The following is a 15633-nucleotide window of genomic DNA, read 5'->3' as shown; positions in this document are numbered from 1 at the left end:
AGAGGAGGTAGAACCATTTTAATGATTATAAGAACCTTTGTTATCTTGTGAGACCTTTTCATGAAGGGCGGTGTTTAACCCATTTGCAAGCACGTTCGCCATATCATCAATAAAGGTGTCAATCTCCTTCGGCGTGACCATCAGATTATGTCCGAGCGGAGAAAGCACTTCATGAATCAGCTGGCGTTTTTCGTTTTCGTCCAGCGTGCCGACAATGCCTAAAAAGGATTGGCGCTCTTTTTCTCCGGGAAGATCTTCATCTGTAAGCACCTTCTTTTTGCCAAAGTTCATTCCGGCGGGCACCAAAGACCTCGACGGGCTGTCATCTTTCATTTCTCTGCCGAAATGCTTTAATATGTAGTCCACTGTATCACTTGCGATCGTCACCGCATCAACGACAGTCGGGACACCGATTGCGATGACCGGGATGCCGAGCGTCTCTTTGCTTAATTCTTTTCTCTTATTGCCGACGCCTGATCCCGGGTGAATGCCCGTATCAGAAAATTGGATGGTCGTGTTCACCCTTTCAACGGCTCTTGCCGCAAGAGCGTCTACAGCAATCACAAAATCCGGCTTCGATTCTTTGATCACGCCTTGAATAATATCGCTCGTTTCAATTCCCGTTAATCCCATCACACCGGGAGCAAGCGCGCTGACCGGCCTGTACCCTTCCTGCACATTTTCCGGCTGAAGCCTGAACAAATGCCGCGTCACAAGCAGATTTTCGGTCACAAGAGGGCCGAGTGCATCCGGCGTCACATTCCAGTTGCCAAGACCGACGATCAAACAGCTTGCATCCTTTGGAATTTTTAATGCCGACAGATAGGCGGAAAATTCCTCGGCAAACACTTCCGTTACTTTTTCCTGCATTTCAGAGTCGTGCTCCCTCACACCCTGCGCTTCGATCGTGACATAGCGCCCCTGCTTTTTGCCCGATAGCTCGGCGCCTTCTTTTGTAATATCCACAGTTCTGACTTTAATGCCGCCCTTGTCGCGTTCTTTTTCAATAAACCCGTTTATTTCTTTTTTCTGACCGGCTTGTCCGTCTTTTACCGCCTGTTTTGTTTCTACCGCTAAATCCGTCCGTATCAGAAATTGATTGACATCCAGTTCGTTGTTTTTCACGGGGAAGACCTCCTTCAATCATCGTGGTACATAGTGTGGCCATTTGTAAAACGAATCATGCGAATTTACCCATCAACGAAAAATACTTTACATTTATATTGCAATCTAAAGTTCTGTTTGATAGAATACAATTTGTTCTATTGTGAAGAAGATTTAACCTTAAGACACTGTGCTACAGGTTGTATCTTAGGAGGTGAAACACATGCCAAACATTAAATCAGCGATTAAACGTACAAAAACAAACAACGAACGCCGCGCTCATAACGCGACAATCAAATCTGCTATGCGTACTGCAATCAAACAAGTAGAAGCTTCTGTTGCCAACAACGAAGCGGATAAAGCGAAAACTGCTCTTTCTGAAGCAGCGAAACGCATTGATAAAGCAGTGAAAACAGGTCTTGTACACAAAAATGCCGCAGCTCGATACAAATCTAGACTTGCGAAACAAGTGAACGGACTTTCTGCATAATACAAAAACGATCCCTGGTAACGGGGATCGTTTTTTTCATTCGGTCCGGAGAAGTTCAAGAAGAAAGAGCTCCAGCAAGAGCTGCTTGTCCTTTTTCCCGGTTTTCATTTCGTAATCCATCACTGCCAGTTTCTCTATAATACGCCTGAGCTCTTCTTCAGAAAAAAGCCTCGCCTGGTCCATCGCCAGCTTTACCCGGAAAGGGTGAACCTTTAAATTGGATGCGATTTGCTTTTGACCGTATCCTTGTCCGGCAAAATACTTCGTCTGCATAATGAGACGGAACTGGTTGGCGATCAGCGCCATGATTTTGATCGGTTCTTCGTTTTGTTTTAAAAGATCATAAAATATTTGAAGGCTTTCCGTCCGTTTTCGGTTCACGATTTTGTTGATCAGCTCAAAAATATTCTGCTCCAAACTTCTCGCGACAAGCTCCCGGACATCTTCAAGCGTAATCTCATGTCTGTCTCCGGTGTAGGCGGAGAGTTTTTGTATTTCCTGATATATGGAAGACAGGTGGCCGTTTGCAAGCAGAACCAAATGCTCAGCAGCTTCTGCGTCGATCGTTTTATTTTCGGATTTTGCCAGATTAATCGTAAAGTCAGTCGTTTCCTTTGCATTCAGCTCCTTAGCTTCAATCATCAGAGCTTGCTGCTTCAGCGCCTTCGTCAGTTTTTTCCGCTCATCCAGCTTCTCATACGGAGCCACAATCACAAAAACCGTATAAGGCGCAGGCTCCTTCAGATAAGTCTCAAGAGCGCTTGTATTGTGCTCTATTTTTTCTTTCTTTTTTTCTCCTGTTAAAAAAGACGGGTTTTTTACAATGACCAGCCGCTTCTCCCCCATAAACGGAAACGTTTCCGCATCGGTTATCGCCTGGTCAAGCGGATCCTCTTCAAGATCAAAAACAGACAGGTTAAAATCTTTTGTCCCCTCATCAACGACAGCTTGTCTGATACGGCTGACAGTCTCTTGGAGAAGATACGTTTCTTTTCCGTATAAACAATAAACGGAGCGGACATCCCCTTTTTTCAGGGCTTTCCAAACATCAAATACCATGATCGTATGACTTCCTCTCTTTCTTGATCCCCTTCTATCCTAAATTGAGTTAGGCAAATAGTAAAGAGGAAGCTTTAAAAAGGACAGCTTCCTCATTTATAATAAACGCCTGATTCACAAGCTCCCGGGGCTGCTTGTAAAAAGGCGATAATCACAAGAACAGAAAACGTTACCATCACTTCTAGATTTTTCAAAACAATTCCAGTATACTTAGGGAAGTCAGGAGGGATGAAATTGAATGATTTTGAAAAAAACGTTCAAAGCAAACGAAATGATGCTGTTGACTCAGCTGTCGGTTTTGTCGTGTCCTTCGGATTTTTCGCCTTTTTGTTCGTGATGGCAACAGCCATCCATCTTATCGGCTCTTAGCCGCATTCCGGGCTGCTGTCAATCGGCAGTCTTTTTTACTTCCTGCGCCCTGGTTTCTTCTATATCATATGGAGGAAAGACAGAAAACGTTCCGGCGCCTTTTTTAAATCTGTATTGAATCGTTCCGCTGAGATCGGTGCGAAGCACATTGACAGAGTACGCTTTCAAACGATCCAGCACCTCTTCATGCGGATGATGGTAACGATTATCTTCACCTGCTGAAATCAGTGCCGCTTCCGGCTGAAGCTGTTTCAAAAAGGCTTCACTCGTAGAGCTTTTGCTGCCGTGATGACCGGCCTTCAATATATCAGCCTTCAGATTCGGATACGCTTTCAGCACTTCCGTTTCGCCGTCCGATTCTAAATCTCCCGTCAAAAGCCAGCTCACTCCGCCTAAAACTGTCCAAAGCACCAGTGACGAATCGTTTTTACTTCTTCCGTCAGACGACTCCGGGGACAGCACCTGAAATTGAAGATGACCGGCTGTAATGGTGTCGCCCCGCTTTGCTTCGGCAACGGGAATGTTGTTTTCTTTCGCCATCTTCAATATGTCCTGATCCTTCGGTTCCTTCACGAATCCCACGGGAACAATCAGCCGTTTGACTCTATGTTTTTTGATTAATACTCCGGCTTCCCCGATATGATCCTGATCCGCATGGGTTAAAATCAGCGCATCCAGCTTTTTCACCCCTTTTCCGTTCAAAAACGGAATCAAAACCTTCTCACCGATAGAATACGGGTGGCGTTTTTCTTTCCATGATTCTCCTGGATAAGCCACCACTCCCCCTGTATCAACCATTACGGTTCCTTTGCGGTGCGGCGCACTTATAAACAGCGAGTCTCCCTGCCCGATATCAAGCATATCCGCTTCTCCCCAGGGACTGAAATAAGGACGGAACATTAAATAAACCAAAACCGCGCAGAAAAAAAGAGGCGATTTCCTGAGTTTCAAAAAACCGCCCTTTTCCAAAGCTGCAAATAGCGTAAACACGGAAACCGCAAGCAGAAGAAGGGAAAGAAAGTCAGGCTTTGACACAATCATTGTAAATAAATCAACGGATGCCGCATACGTCATGAAATCATGCACAGGCTTCATCACAAGGTCAAACATATAAAACAAACATTCCCCGACCTGCCTTGAAAGTAAGAGAAGAAGGAAACCGATGACCGAAAACGGAATGACAAATAACGTATAAAAAGGCACCATCACCATATTCATCGGAAAACTGACAAGCGAAATCTGCTGAAAATGATAGAGCAGAAACGGAAGCGAACTGAGCTCCGCAATGAATGAGGCCATCGCTAGCGCGGCAAATCTTCTTTTCCCTGCTTTCTTTAAAATGGAGGATGACAGAATTAAAGCGGCGCTTACCGCAAAAGAAAGCTGGAAGCCCGCCTGCCAAAGGAGGTAAGGATTAAACATGAGGAGCAGCAGATAAGACACAGACAATGCAGCCGAGGAATGAATTCTGCGTTTAAAAAGAGTTCCGGCGATATAAAATCCCAGCATGAGAGATGCGCGCAATACGGACGGGGCCGCACCGCTTAACAGCGTATACACCGGTAAAAAAAACAGCAGCAAAACCCCCGCCTTTTCTCTTGTCAGCCCGATTCTGATCAGAACATAAAATATTCCCGCGGTAATCAGACCGACATGCATTCCGGAAATGGCCATTAAATGAACGACTCCCAGATTTTGATAAGCGTTCAGTATATCGTCCTCTATAGAAAATCTTTCACCTAAGGTCAGCGCTTCTACAATTCCGGCAGAGGATTCAGGCACGTGATTTTGAATGATCGAAATCAAATTCTTTCTGATGTTGAGCAATTTATACAGCGGCATGCCGGATTTTTCACACTGCTGAATGGAAGTCACGGAAAATAACCAGTGAATATGCTGAGAATTAAGATGTTCCTTATAATCAAAACCTCCGGGAATCGTCGCATGTCCGGGCTGTTCCAAAGAGCCGGTAAACACGCAGCGCATCCCCGGTTCCAGCTGTTCAATGAGACTTTTTTCTTCAAGAGACCGGATTTTGTATGAAGCGGCCCATTTTTCTTTGTCATGCGTTCGGATAACGGCAGACATTTTCGCCCCGTCAACCTTCGGAATATTTGTGATGACGGCCTGTTCAGTATAGCTCCCGCCCTGATACCGGGATACATTCGCAGCGTCACAAACCGTATACAGAAAGAAATAAAGACAAAAAGAAACGAGGCTGACGATAAACGGTGTGTACTGCTTTGTTTTTACAAAAAGAAAGAGAAGATACAGAAGAAAAAAGAATAGAACCCAGAAGAAATTTGCGGCGGCAATTCCCGCGGTTGCAGAAACCGCCGCCAGAGGCAGAAGAAGGTATTTATATTTCATTTATACGTAACTGGTAAACAGCTCATTAGCCTGTTCATGAATTTTTTTCAGTTCATCCGCCTTAACTCCCGCATCAGATAATTGCTGAATCAAACCCGCTACAAAAGACAATTTTTCGCGGTTTTTCAGATCAATGATCATTTCATCAAGTTCAACCTGTTCCACCTTGACTCCGGCTTGGGTGAACAGCTCTTTTGCGTATGGCTGTGTTTTGTAATCTTCGGCATAATAGACCGTTTTGATGCCCGCCTGAATAATTGATTTACAGCATTGAATACAAGGATAATGCGTTACATAAATTTCGGCGCCCTCAGTCGGCACACCGAACTTAGAACATTGCAGAATTGCATTCATCTCTGCATGTATGGTCCGCTGACAGTGATTATCTATTAAAAGACATCCTTCATCAGCACAATGGACGCCGCCGGCAATTGAACCGTTGTACCCGCCGGCAATCATCCGCTTGTCTCTGACAACGGTTGCCCCGACTGACAGTCTCGGACATGTGCTTCTCAGCGCCAGCAAATGGCTTTGCGCCATAAAATATTGATTCCATGAGATTCGTTCCACAAGTGTTCCCTCCAAAAGTCTTGTTGCTTTTCTAAGTTTACATAGTTTTGAGCAAAACCGTCAATTCACTTTACTGTAATGGAAGTTTTTATCCGCTCAAATGACTTTTCTCCAAAACCTGATACCTTCATCAAATCTTCAGCAGTCTGAAACCGTCCGTTTTCTTCCCGGTAGGCGATAATCGCTTCCGCTTTTTTCTGCCCCACACCGGAAATCGCCTGAAGTTCGTCCAGAGTTGCCGTATTGATATTGACAGGCGCATCCTCCTTCTCACCTGCTGCGGTTTTCGGGCGATTCTCTTCTTCGCCTTCACTCGGAATATAAACGACCGTCCCGTCTTGCAGCTGCTCTGCTAAATTAACATTCAGTTCATCCGCCTTTTCCTTCAGGCCGCCGGCTTTTTCAATGGCTTGTGTCACTCTGTCTCCCGCCTTCATTTCATACACGCCGGGATTTCGGACCGCGCCTTTCATATCAATCATAATCTTATCGTCTGCGGTGTCTGTTTTGTCCGTGCCGGATGCTGAGGCTGTTTGGCCGAGCACGGACTGCTGTTTGACCGGTTCTTCTTTTTCAGGATGAAACAGCCAAATGCAGATAAAAATCGCTCCTGCCGCAAGACAAACACCCAGAATTTTCAGGTTCCGCCGCATCTGCTCCGTCATCATCGCTTTCGTCATATTGCATTGCCTCCCCGCATAAGGTTTAGAGGATTAAGGGAAAAAGGAGGGGAATTCATTGAAAATAGGCTTTATCGGCACCGGAAACATGGGAACGATCCTGATTGAATCGTTAATTGAATCAAACGCTGCCGATCCCTCACATATCACCATCACAAACAGAACAATCGAAAAAGCATTAAAACTAAAAGAGCGTTTCAGCGGCATCCATGTCACCAAGGATCAGGAAAAGCTCGTACAGGAAAATGAAATGATATTCATTTGTGTAAAACCGCTGGATATATATCCTTTGCTGAAGAAGCTCACACCTCATTTACGGAAAGATCACATTTTAATCTCCATTACCAGCCCTGTTCAAACGGAACAGATTGAACATACGGTTCCGTGCCAGACGGCCCGTGTCATTCCAAGCATTACAAACCGCGCCTTTGCCGGTGTCTCGCTTGTTACGTTCGGCAATAGCTGCAGTGAGGCTACAAAAGCGGATATCCAAACCCTGATCACTCATATTTCAAAGCCTGTAGAAATCAATAGTGGCATAACAAGGGCGGCGTCAGACATTGTCAGCTGCGGCCCTGCTTTTATGAGTTATCTCGTTCAACGCTTTATTGACGCGGCAGTGGAAGAAACGGACATTACCAAAGAAGAAGCCGTCATTATGTCGACGGAAATGCTTGTCGGTCTCGGAAAGCTTCTGGAAACAGGGCATTACACCCTTCCCGCCTTGCAGGAGAAAGTGTGCGTTAAAGGCGGCGTCACCGGAGAAGGACTGAAGGCGCTTGAAAGCGGTGTACAGGATATGTTCAACCGTGTCTTTCAGCGTACACATGACAAATACGATGAAGATATATCTTTAGTAAAGAAGCAATTTCACGTGTAAATGAGTATGCCATAAAACGCTATAACGTGCCAATCGGCAAAAATACATTTTAAAAACCATCGTTTTGTTTAAACGATGGTTTTTGGTTTGCCTGCCGTAAAGAAAAGACGCTCGGACTCTCTTGAAGGAGGCCGGTCTGTAAAATCAGCCGTCACTTTCTTCAGTTCAAATCCTGTCTCTGCAAGCATTTGTTCATATTCTTCAATGTAAAATGTTTTTTGCTCATGCGTCTCGTCATAGCGGTCATAAGTTTGTCCGTTCCACACGAAAAAGGACATATCATGGATGACAGAAAGCTCTTCATCGCCGGCAAAACTTTGCCAAATATAGCTGATCTGCTCATCCTGGTCCGCATGGGTGCTGTCCGGAAAAAGCTCCGTCATTTTATATGGGGAATGGACGTCAAACAGAAGCAGGCCGCCCTCCTTCAAAACTTGAAAAACACTTTTGAAGGTGCTCAAGACATCATTTTTCGTTTTTAAGTAATTGAGGGAATCACAGCAGATGACTACGGCATCAAACTGTTCATCAAAACCGGAAAGCTCTCTCATATCCTGCTGGAGAAAAAGAATCGGCTTTCCCGTTTTTTTCTGCTGGGCACAGCTCAGCATGTCTTCACTCAAATCAATCCCAGTGACTTCGCAGCCTTTTTCAGCAAGCCTGATGGATATTTCTCCGGTTCCGCAGGCAAGATCAAGCACCTTTCCCTTTTCCGGAAGAGACGCTTCGATCCAGTCCGCCCATTCATCATACGGCGCATGGGACATTAACTCGTCATATACGCCGGCGAAGCCTTGGTAAATCATGAGTTCAAGCCGAGCTCAAGCTCTGCGAGCGGCGCGTCGCCCCATAGCTTTTCAAGATTGTAGTAGCTTCTTTCATCTTTATGGAAAACGTGGACAATGACGTCGCCGAGATCAACTAAAATCCAGCGGGCCTCATCAAACCCTTCCATCTTTTTGACATCAATGCCGTTTTCTTCTGCCTGATCTTTAATTTCACGCGCAATTGCCTGAACCTGTTTATCAGAATTCCCGTGGCAGATTAAAAAGTAATCCGCTACAAGTGAGATTCCTTCCATGTCCAGCGCTAAAATATCCTCTGCACGTTTATCGTCGCATGCTTTTGCCGCGATTTTTAATACGGAAGCTTGATCCATTTCCATATTCCTCCTGTCAATTTTGAGACACCAGCCAGTTATAGGTTGCAAACGTCTCCGGGAAGACCGGCTGGTTTTTTTTCATCAGAAATATCATTGTATTTTTCAGCGCTTGTATAAGCGCTTCGTTCAGATCCGTTTCCGCCAGGCGCCGCACCTCTTCTACTCCCGGAAAATGGCGGCCGGGTTCAATGTAATCCGCCACGTAAATGACTTTGTCTAAAAGGGTCATTCCGGGACGCCCTGACGTGTGATAGCGGATCGCGTCTAAGATCTCCGGGTCAGTGATCCCCGCTTCTTTCTCAGCCAGATACGCCCCCGCAGGAGCATGCCAGAGCTCGGCATTGTAATCCAAAAGCTCAGCCGGCATTTTTTCCCGCACGATGATCTGCTTCATTTCTTCTTTCGGCCGGAATTTGGCGTAATCATGAAAAATAGCCGCCATTTCCGCTTTTTTCGGATCTGCTCCGAACCGGCCTGCGAGAATAACCGCCGTATCTGTCACGCCGATTGTGTGGATGTAGCGATGCTCGGTCAGCTGTTCTTTGACGCAGGCAAGTGCTTCCTCACGATTCATATAAATCATTCTCCTCTATATACTGCCTCACTTTATCCGGCATTAAGTATTGCGTCGTTTTTTTTGCTTTGAGACGTTCTCTCAGCATCGTTGACGATACGTCAAATTCCGGAACGTCGGCAAAAAGCAGCGGATACGGGGTCTCAATATGATACCCCGGGCGCCGCACTCCGATAAATTGAATGAGTGTAAGCAGTTCGTCCAGTTTGTACCATTTCGGCAGATATTCAATCATATCCGCCCCGATAATAAAGAAAAGCTTGTCGTTCGGGTGCCGCTCCTTCAGTAAACGGACGGTATCATAGGTATAAGAAGGACCTTTCCGCTCCATTTCCGCAAGCTCAAGCTTAAAACCGGGATTTGAGCTGATGGCAAGCTTCAGCATCTCAACCCGGTGCCGGCTGTCGGTAAAGTCTTCATTCTGCTTATGCGGGGGAATTTTATTCGGCATAAACCAAATCTCATCGAGCTCCGCCTGATGAAGGACTTCATTAGCCATCAGAAGATGACCGTTATGCGGAGGGTCAAATGTGCCCCCGAATATTCCGATTTTCTTCATGTCAACCACCTTACGGAAGCTCGATTTGTTTATTTTCCTTTGATTCCTTATACAATACGATCGTATTTCCGATCGTCTGTACCAATTGAGAACGGCTGCCTTTCACAAGGGCTTCTGCGACATCGTTTTTATCGTCTTCGCAGTTTTGAAGCACGCTGACTTTAATCAGCTCTCTTGCCTCTAAAGCCTCGGCAATCTGTTTCACCATGTTTTCGTTGACTCCGCCCTTTCCCACTTGAAAAATAGGCGTTAAATGATGCGCTTTTGAACGCAAAAACCGTTTTTGTTTTCCTGTTAACATTGTGTTCCTCCTAGTTTTCCTTCAACAATTGCTCTCATCAGGCCGCTGTCAGGCTCCTGTTCCGTCCACAGCTTGAAGGACAGTGCGGCCTGTTCTACAAACATGCCGACGCCGTCAAGGGTTGTCAAACCTCTTTTTTCAGCTTCTTTTAATAACGCCGTTTGAATCGGGTTGTATACGATATCACAAACGATGGCGCCCGTTTTGGCCCGTTCCAATGAGAGCGGCACGGCATCCGTGTTCGGATACATGCCGACAGATGTTGTATGAATAATGACGTCATATTGCTCAAGCTGATTTTCCGCTTCTTCTAATGTAAGAGCGCGTTTCTGCTGAAAAGAGGGAGCCGCCGCAATCAGACTTTCTGCTTTTTCCGGCGTGCGGTTGCAAACGTCAAACTGTTTCGGCTCTTTGCGGACGATCGTCGTAAAAATTGCTCTTGCCGCCCCTCCCGCTCCTATCATTAGAATGGAGAGCTCTGATATCGGTTTGTCCAAAACTTTGACTAAGGATTTATAAAATCCATCTCCGTCAGTATTATACCCGATGAGCCTGTCTCCCTCTCTTTTGACGGTATTTACGGCCCCGAGTACTTTTGCGCTTTCATGTATTTCATCCAGATGCTCCATGATCGCGACTTTATGCGGGACTGTAACATTAATTCCGCAGATGCCCAGTGCTTTAATTCCGTTAACGGCGTCCTTGAGGTTGTGAGGTTCCACCTGAAACGCAAAATACTGCCCGTTGATGTTCTTATCTTTCAAAGCCGCGTTATGAATATCGGGTGACATTGAATGCCCGATCGGATTTCCGATTACTCCGTACAATTGTTTCATGCTCCCTCTCCCCTTCTCTCTATATTAATGAACGGCGGACAAATACGTGTACGCCTTTCGGAGCGTAAGCCGTTATTTTTTTATCTGCATGCTGCACCGTGACCCATCCGAGACCGGAAAAAACGATATCCGTCTTTCCTTCTTTAATCGTAAACGTGTGAGCCGTAAGCTCCGGAAATTCATCCAAATGATCTTTCCCGGGCGGGGTGAGCAGTTCACCCGCATGCTTTTCGTATAAGGCGTCAGCATTTTCAAGCTTTGTTCTGTGAATCATCAATTCATTCGGCATATAGCAGACAAACGCCGATTTATCGCCTGAAACATAATCAAACCGGGCAAGCCCGCCGAAGTAAAGCGTTTGTTTCTCATTCAGCTGGAAAGTGCGCGGCTTCAGTTCTTTTTTCGGTGTCAGCACCTTTAAGTCACGCTTGTCCACGTAATGCGCCATCTGGTGATGGTTAATGATTCCCGGGGTATCATAAAGCGCGGACCCGTCATCAAGCGGGATTTCAATTGCATCAAGCGTCGTGCCCGGAAATTGAGAGGTGGTAATGATATTCTCTTCCCCTGAGACCTCTTTAATAATCCGGTTGATAAACGTTGATTTGCCGACATTCGTACAGCCCACCACATACACATCACGGTCTTCACGATAATATTCAATGGCGTCAATGACTTCTTTCATCCCTTGTCCGCGTGAAGCGCTGATTAAAAAGACATCAAGAGGTTTTAAGCCGTATTCTTTCGCTTCGCGTTTCATCCATTGAACGAGCCGTTCCCGTTTTACGGATTTCGGAAGGATATCAGCCTTATTGCCGACAAGGATGATCGGATTTCCGCCGACAAAGCGGTTCAGTCCGTTTATCCAGCTTCCGTTAAAATCAAAAATATCAACGACTTTGACAATAAGAGAGTCAGTATCGCCGATTGTGTGCAAGATATTTAAAAAGTCATCGTCCGTTAATGAAACATCTTGAATTTCATTGTAGTTTTTCAGTCTGAAGCAGCGCTGGCAGATGACATTCTCTTTTGTGAGCGATGCCTTCGGCGCATACCCGAGACCTTGTTTATCCTCGGTCTGGATCGCTACTCCGCAGCCGATGCAAACAACCTTTTCCATTTCTAATCCTCCCACTGAATATGGCCTTTACGTTTCAAAGAACTCAATATTCTCCGTTCAATCCGGCGGTTAAAGCGCGTCATGACCCCGTCAGAGGAAGCGACCGGCACGACAAGGATCGTATGATACCCGTGTCTGTTTCCGCCGAGAACATCAGTAAGCAGCTGATCGCCGATGACCACACAGTCTTCTTTTTTCAGATCCATGCTGCTGACGGCTCTTTTAAAGGCGCGTCCCATCGGTTTTCTTGCCTTATAAATAAACGGTATGCCAAGCGGCTCCGAGAATAATTTCACTCTTCGTTCATTATTATTGGAGACGATCGTGACTTTAATGCCGTGCTCCTTCATTTCTTCAAACCACTCGATTAATCGAGGTGTCGCACTCGGTCTGTCCCACTCTACAAGCGTATTGTCAAGGTCTGTAATAATCCCTTTCACATTGCGCTCCTTGAGCTTTTCCGGTGTGATATGAAATATATTTTTCACAAATTCGTCAGGTAAAAAAAACTTTTTTAACAAAACCCGCACCCTTCCCTTTTTTCTTTCTATCATCTATATGTCGAAACCTGTCGGATTTAAAAACAAAGTCGGACTCAGCAAAAAAATTTCGACAAGAATTGGGTTTCTTCACCAGTTGTGGATAAAATTACACACATTATCCACTCTTATTACATCCGGATTTATCCAGATTATAAACAAGATACTAACAAGTTATCCACTTATGAGTGTGGATAACAGAACGATTGTTCTTATTTGTATTTCATGGTAGATTAAAGATAACCTCACCATGAATGAAACGCAACCTTCCATCATATGCTCGCGTCTGATGATTGATTACAACTGTTAAGGAGGTGCCACTCCCATTAATTGGGTCCCCGGCATGAGAAAGCTTTCTGATGAATTACTAATAGAATCTTATTTCAAAGCCAATGAAATGAATTTGAGCCGTGAATTTATCGAGTTAATTGAAAACGAAATCAAAAGAAGATCGCTCGGACACATTATTTCCGTTTCTTCTTAAACAGAAAAATTTTCCGGGCGAATTTCCTTTTTTTACTCAGATGACTGATATTATATCACTTCGGTTATACGCTTTACTACCACTTTCAACAAAAAACACCCCTTACAGAGGTGTTTAAGAAGACGGCTGTTAAATTTTGAACCAATACAGGCCGCCCAGAACGAGAAAAACGACGAGCAGCACAACAAAAAATGCGTACCAGTACCCCGCATTCACCCGCGGAGGCGGGCATACAGGATATGGCGGAGGGAAACCGCGGTTCATAGCAAATCGCCTCCAAAAAGATGTTTTTCTACAGCCTATGATGCACGAGCAAAACGGCTTAGGCAGCTGACGGCGTCAGCGTTCCAAAATCCGCCCATTTTTTATGCCTTCAATTAAGATTCTGGCCCCTTTTGGCGTCATGTGATTTCCGGAAGGATCTATCAGTCCGGATTGGATGAGCGCCCGGTCTGTATCTTTGCCGCCGTCCGCGCGTATAAAGTGTTTCCAATTATCCACCAGAGGCACTTTTAACTCTTTTGCAACCTGCCTTGTAATGCCGTTATAGGAATTATGCCATTTTCTCGCTCCTCCTTTTTCTTTAAAGGCTGAAGCTTTATATCTTGAATAGTAATAGAGATGATGCGTTCCGTTTCCTTCTATAACTGGGATGCACGTCATTAAAATCGGCTTTATACGGTGCTTTCGGCTTTCGTTTACAAAATAAGTCAGGTTTTCTTTAAACCGTTTCTTTGATACTCGCGGCTGTTGTCCCGTCAAAATGCCCGCATCATTTGTTCCGAACATGATAAATAAATATTGGGGCTTGCGGTCAAGCACGTCGCTTTGAAATCGCAGGCGCGCATCCTCAGTCGTCTGACCGCCTATCCCTGCATTTATAACCGTAAGACGGCCGCGTTCCGTTGTTTTTAACATATTTACCCACTGCTGCGCCTTTGGATAATCACGATAATCCCAATTGGAACCGCGCGTATTGCTGTCACCGAAAGCAACAGCGCTTTTCTCTTTGCCCGCGGCGCATCCTGATAACAGACAGGCTATCGTAATAAAAAGAACAGCAAACTTCATTTTTTTCTCCCCCCAAACCTTACATCCTATATGGTACACGTCTCTTTTGCGGCTTTCAACGCGGCGCTCTCTTTACTGGATATGAAAAGGGCCGGCATCCTCTCCGATCAAATCCGAAACCTTAACAAACGTGTAGCCCTGCTTTTTCAGCTGGGGAATGATTTCTTTCAAAGCCTCAACCGTCTGGCGCCGGTTACCTCCGCCGTCATGCAGAAGAATAATATCTCCACCTCTGGCATGTGAAACAACGTGTCTGACGATTTTTCCTTTTCCGGGCCTTCTCCAGTCCCTCGGATCTTGGTTCCAAGACCACATGATGATGTGATAGCCCTCTTTTAAGATGCTTTTGAAAGCCGTACGGTTCAGCGATCCTCCCGGCGGACGGAATAACTTGTCCCCTTCCGGCTGAAGCGATGTGATATGGCGGGCTGAGCTGTGAAGCTCTTTTAAAATGTCTTTGCGTTTCAGACGGTGAAAATATACATGGTTCATCGTATGGTTGCCGATTTCATGTCCTTCTTCAATAATGCGCTTTGCCGTTATCGGGTAATTGTCTATACGGCTTCCGATACAAAAAAAAGTCGCTTTAACATTGTACTGTTTCAGCACATCTAACACAGCCTCTGTATAGACAGGGTGGGGGCCGTCATCGAAGGTTAAAGACAGTTTCTTTTTTTCAGACCTTATGTCCCAGTACACGTTTCCCGTCTTCTCCATGTCACTTCTTTTTAATGATTTCGCATCGGCGGACACGGCAGTGAGACTCGTGAGGACGCATATCATAATGATCAGATGAAAGCATTTCAACGTTTACACCTCCAGTAAACACTACTGTTAACGTGTCCCCTTTTTTAAAAATCATTCTGCGCGCAACTAATGTACATCACCCGCTTTTTCTGTAAGAAACAGGTAATTCCGAATTATGACAGCACTGCTTCCGGCTTGTCTTTCGTTTTCGGACCGTAAATCCCGTCAGCCTGTAAGCCGTTCGTGATTTGGAACCGCTTTACGGCATTGGCGGTTTTGGGTCCGTATATTCCGTCAACTCCATGATTTTTCGCATTTTTATCAGGGTAAAAATAAGCGGCGGCAAGGACTCTTTTCACTTGAGTCACCTTTTCGCCCTTTGTATAAGGGGTCGTCAGTTTAATGATTTATTTGCAGAGCCGTCAGAGCCGTTTATGCCTTTTTTAAAGGGCTTCCCAGCTGTTCAGCAGCCTGCCGGGGTAATTCTTTCCTGACCATTTTTTATGGGGAACGGCGCGATCAAGAGGTATATTATGATCTTTCATGAGCTTTTTGCGCGCATCTTCGCGTCTGCGCCCTCGTCCGTGTTGGATGTATGATGGACGGTAATATAATCCGGGTCCATTGCATATCTCGGCCGGTTGCCGTTTGATTTCGGTATCGGGTCTTTTTTTATGGATACCATTTTATCCCTCTCCTATTAAACAATGCAAAAGCA

At 45.4% G+C, this 15633-nt stretch carries 20 protein-coding genes and 3 pseudogenes; 4 read left to right on the top strand and 19 right to left on the bottom strand.

Annotated features, from left to right (window positions below; genetic code table 11):
- Nucleotides 1-18: 18 nt before the first annotated feature.
- Complete coding sequence (gpr, locus tag ACXN9U_RS02680) at nucleotides 19-1125, bottom strand: GPR endopeptidase (RefSeq protein WP_014418417.1); 1107 nt, start codon at nucleotides 1123-1125, stop codon at nucleotides 19-21.
- 202 nt (nucleotides 1126-1327) lie between these two features.
- On the opposite strand from gpr, the gene rpsT reads away from it, so the two are divergent.
- Nucleotides 1328-1594, top strand: coding sequence for a 30S ribosomal protein S20 (gene rpsT / locus ACXN9U_RS02675; protein WP_003152876.1), 267 nt, complete (start codon nucleotides 1328-1330; stop codon nucleotides 1592-1594).
- Between the two features lie 17 nt (nucleotides 1595-1611).
- Here rpsT and holA read toward each other — a convergent pair.
- Nucleotides 1612-2653 (bottom strand): annotated as a pseudogene (holA, locus tag ACXN9U_RS02670) (DNA polymerase III subunit delta); the annotation flags it as partial.
- Between the two features lie 39 nt (nucleotides 2654-2692).
- Nucleotides 2693-2847: pseudogene (locus ACXN9U_RS02665) on the bottom strand (hypothetical protein).
- A gap of 40 nt (nucleotides 2848-2887) precedes the next feature.
- Here ACXN9U_RS02665 and ACXN9U_RS02660 point away from each other — a divergent pair.
- The gene (locus tag ACXN9U_RS02660; protein ID WP_003152870.1) at nucleotides 2888-3022 is read left to right on the top strand and encodes a YqzM family protein; all 135 of its coding nucleotides are present in this window, start codon (nucleotides 2888-2890) and stop codon (nucleotides 3020-3022) included.
- An 18-nt stretch (nucleotides 3023-3040) separates the two neighbouring features.
- On the opposite strand, the gene ACXN9U_RS02655 is transcribed toward ACXN9U_RS02660, so the two are convergent.
- The 3 genes from ACXN9U_RS02655 to ACXN9U_RS02645 all read right to left on the bottom strand — a co-directional run bounded on the left by ACXN9U_RS02655 (nucleotide 3041) and on the right by ACXN9U_RS02645 (nucleotide 6642).
- Nucleotides 3041-5392, bottom strand: coding sequence for a DNA internalization-related competence protein ComEC/Rec2 (locus tag ACXN9U_RS02655; RefSeq protein ID WP_060964715.1), 2352 nt, complete (start codon nucleotides 5390-5392; stop codon nucleotides 3041-3043).
- Entirely contained in the window at nucleotides 5393-5962 is a 570-nt protein-coding gene (locus tag ACXN9U_RS02650) for a ComE operon protein 2 (RefSeq protein WP_016938895.1), read from the bottom strand.
- A gap of 65 nt (nucleotides 5963-6027) precedes the next feature.
- Nucleotides 6028-6642, bottom strand: a complete 615-nt coding sequence (locus tag ACXN9U_RS02645; protein ID WP_489202140.1) for a helix-hairpin-helix domain-containing protein — start codon at nucleotides 6640-6642, stop codon at nucleotides 6028-6030.
- 58 nt (nucleotides 6643-6700) lie between these two features.
- Here ACXN9U_RS02645 and comER point away from each other — a divergent pair, with 58 nt between their 5' ends.
- A complete protein-coding gene (comER, locus tag ACXN9U_RS02640) occupies nucleotides 6701-7522 on the top strand; it encodes a late competence protein ComER (protein WP_489202139.1) in 822 nt (273 codons plus the stop codon).
- A gap of 68 nt (nucleotides 7523-7590) precedes the next feature.
- Here comER and ACXN9U_RS02635 read toward each other — a convergent pair whose 3' ends face one another.
- The 8 genes from ACXN9U_RS02635 to ACXN9U_RS02600 are packed head-to-tail and all read right to left on the bottom strand — an operon-like array spanning nucleotide 7591 to nucleotide 12595.
- Entirely contained in the window at nucleotides 7591-8328 is a 738-nt protein-coding gene (locus ACXN9U_RS02635) for a class I SAM-dependent DNA methyltransferase (protein WP_489202138.1), read from the bottom strand.
- On the bottom strand, nucleotides 8325-8681 hold the full coding sequence (gene rsfS, locus ACXN9U_RS02630) for a ribosome silencing factor (RefSeq protein ID WP_016938891.1): 357 nt from the start codon (nucleotides 8679-8681) through the stop codon (nucleotides 8325-8327). Before rsfS ends, ACXN9U_RS02635 begins: the two co-directional genes overlap by 4 nt.
- A gap of 16 nt (nucleotides 8682-8697) precedes the next feature.
- Entirely contained in the window at nucleotides 8698-9258 is a 561-nt protein-coding gene (gene yqeK, locus ACXN9U_RS02625) for a bis(5'-nucleosyl)-tetraphosphatase (symmetrical) YqeK (RefSeq protein ID WP_060964711.1), read from the bottom strand.
- On the bottom strand, nucleotides 9248-9817 hold the full coding sequence (locus ACXN9U_RS02620) for a nicotinate-nucleotide adenylyltransferase (protein ID WP_016938889.1): 570 nt from the start codon (nucleotides 9815-9817) through the stop codon (nucleotides 9248-9250). The genes yqeK and ACXN9U_RS02620 overlap by 11 nt, the downstream gene beginning before the upstream one ends.
- Nucleotides 9818-9827: 10 nt before the next feature.
- Nucleotides 9828-10118 (bottom strand): ribosome assembly RNA-binding protein YhbY, encoded by a 291-nt coding sequence (gene yhbY, locus ACXN9U_RS02615; RefSeq protein WP_003152858.1) that lies wholly within the window; start codon nucleotides 10116-10118, stop codon nucleotides 9828-9830.
- Nucleotides 10112-10954: a shikimate dehydrogenase gene (gene aroE, locus ACXN9U_RS02610; RefSeq protein ID WP_060964710.1), complete on the bottom strand. Its 843-nt coding sequence runs from the start codon at nucleotides 10952-10954 to the stop codon at nucleotides 10112-10114. The genes yhbY and aroE overlap by 7 nt, the downstream gene beginning before the upstream one ends.
- Before the next feature lie 19 nt (nucleotides 10955-10973).
- A complete protein-coding gene (gene yqeH, locus ACXN9U_RS02605) occupies nucleotides 10974-12074 on the bottom strand; it encodes a ribosome biogenesis GTPase YqeH (RefSeq protein WP_060964709.1) in 1101 nt (366 codons plus the stop codon).
- A gap of 2 nt (nucleotides 12075-12076) precedes the next feature.
- Nucleotides 12077-12595, bottom strand: coding sequence for a YqeG family HAD IIIA-type phosphatase (locus ACXN9U_RS02600; protein WP_014470710.1), 519 nt, complete (start codon nucleotides 12593-12595; stop codon nucleotides 12077-12079).
- A 361-nt stretch (nucleotides 12596-12956) separates the two neighbouring features.
- Between ACXN9U_RS02600 and ACXN9U_RS02595 the strand changes: the two genes are divergently transcribed.
- Nucleotides 12957-13097 (top strand): sporulation histidine kinase inhibitor Sda, encoded by a 141-nt coding sequence (locus tag ACXN9U_RS02595; protein WP_003152850.1) that lies wholly within the window; start codon nucleotides 12957-12959, stop codon nucleotides 13095-13097.
- Between the two features lie 129 nt (nucleotides 13098-13226).
- Here the strand turns inward: ACXN9U_RS02595 and ACXN9U_RS02590 are convergent, their stop codons facing one another.
- The 5 genes and pseudogenes from ACXN9U_RS02590 to ACXN9U_RS02570 all read right to left on the bottom strand — a co-directional run bounded on the left by ACXN9U_RS02590 (nucleotide 13227) and on the right by ACXN9U_RS02570 (nucleotide 15600).
- The gene (locus tag ACXN9U_RS02590) at nucleotides 13227-13361 is read right to left on the bottom strand and encodes a hypothetical protein (protein WP_016938886.1); all 135 of its coding nucleotides are present in this window, start codon (nucleotides 13359-13361) and stop codon (nucleotides 13227-13229) included.
- A 75-nt stretch (nucleotides 13362-13436) separates the two neighbouring features.
- Nucleotides 13437-14168, bottom strand: coding sequence for an SGNH/GDSL hydrolase family protein (locus ACXN9U_RS02585; RefSeq protein ID WP_049627056.1), 732 nt, complete (start codon nucleotides 14166-14168; stop codon nucleotides 13437-13439).
- A gap of 72 nt (nucleotides 14169-14240) precedes the next feature.
- Nucleotides 14241-14975, bottom strand: a complete 735-nt coding sequence (locus ACXN9U_RS02580) for a polysaccharide deacetylase family protein (RefSeq protein ID WP_438420266.1) — start codon at nucleotides 14973-14975, stop codon at nucleotides 14241-14243.
- 113 nt (nucleotides 14976-15088) lie between these two features.
- Nucleotides 15089-15322: pseudogene (locus ACXN9U_RS02575) on the bottom strand (peptidoglycan-binding domain-containing protein); the annotation flags it as partial.
- Nucleotides 15323-15456: 134 nt separating this feature from the next.
- Nucleotides 15457-15600, bottom strand: a complete 144-nt coding sequence (locus ACXN9U_RS02570) for a hypothetical protein (protein ID WP_489202137.1) — start codon at nucleotides 15598-15600, stop codon at nucleotides 15457-15459.
- Between the last annotated feature and the right edge of the window lie 33 nt (nucleotides 15601-15633).

Source organism: Bacillus sp. BACIII, from assembly GCF_057836745.1.
This window is presented reverse-complemented; position numbering and strand designations above follow the sequence as displayed.

Excerpts from the sequence above, each read along its gene's own strand:
- rpsT (WP_003152876.1), top strand. The coding sequence starts at position 1,328 with ATGCCAAACATTAAATCAGCGATTAAACGTACAAAAACAAACAACGAA.
- ACXN9U_RS02655 (WP_060964715.1), bottom strand. The coding sequence starts at position 5,392 with ATGAAATATAAATACCTTCTTCTGCCTCTGGCGGCGGTTTCTGCAACC.
- ACXN9U_RS02645 (WP_489202140.1), bottom strand. The coding sequence starts at position 6,642 with ATGACGAAAGCGATGATGACGGAGCAGATGCGGCGGAACCTGAAAATT.
- ACXN9U_RS02635 (WP_489202138.1), bottom strand. The coding sequence starts at position 8,328 with ATGATTTACCAAGGCTTCGCCGGCGTATATGACGAGTTAATGTCCCAT.
- rsfS (WP_016938891.1), bottom strand. The coding sequence starts at position 8,681 with ATGGATCAAGCTTCCGTATTAAAAATCGCGGCAAAAGCATGCGACGAT.
- yqeK (WP_060964711.1), bottom strand. The coding sequence starts at position 9,258 with ATGAATCGTGAGGAAGCACTTGCCTGCGTCAAAGAACAGCTGACCGAG.
- ACXN9U_RS02620 (WP_016938889.1), bottom strand. The coding sequence starts at position 9,817 with ATGAAGAAAATCGGAATATTCGGGGGCACATTTGACCCTCCGCATAAC.
- yhbY (WP_003152858.1), bottom strand. The coding sequence starts at position 10,118 with ATGTTAACAGGAAAACAAAAACGGTTTTTGCGTTCAAAAGCGCATCAT.
- aroE (WP_060964710.1), bottom strand. The coding sequence starts at position 10,954 with ATGAAACAATTGTACGGAGTAATCGGAAATCCGATCGGGCATTCAATG.
- yqeH (WP_060964709.1), bottom strand. The coding sequence starts at position 12,074 with ATGGAAAAGGTTGTTTGCATCGGCTGCGGAGTAGCGATCCAGACCGAG.
- ACXN9U_RS02595 (WP_003152850.1), top strand. The coding sequence starts at position 12,957 with ATGAGAAAGCTTTCTGATGAATTACTAATAGAATCTTATTTCAAAGCC.
- ACXN9U_RS02590 (WP_016938886.1), bottom strand. The coding sequence starts at position 13,361 with ATGAACCGCGGTTTCCCTCCGCCATATCCTGTATGCCCGCCTCCGCGG.
- ACXN9U_RS02585 (WP_049627056.1), bottom strand. The coding sequence starts at position 14,168 with ATGAAGTTTGCTGTTCTTTTTATTACGATAGCCTGTCTGTTATCAGGA.
- ACXN9U_RS02570 (WP_489202137.1), bottom strand. The coding sequence starts at position 15,600 with ATGGTATCCATAAAAAAAGACCCGATACCGAAATCAAACGGCAACCGG.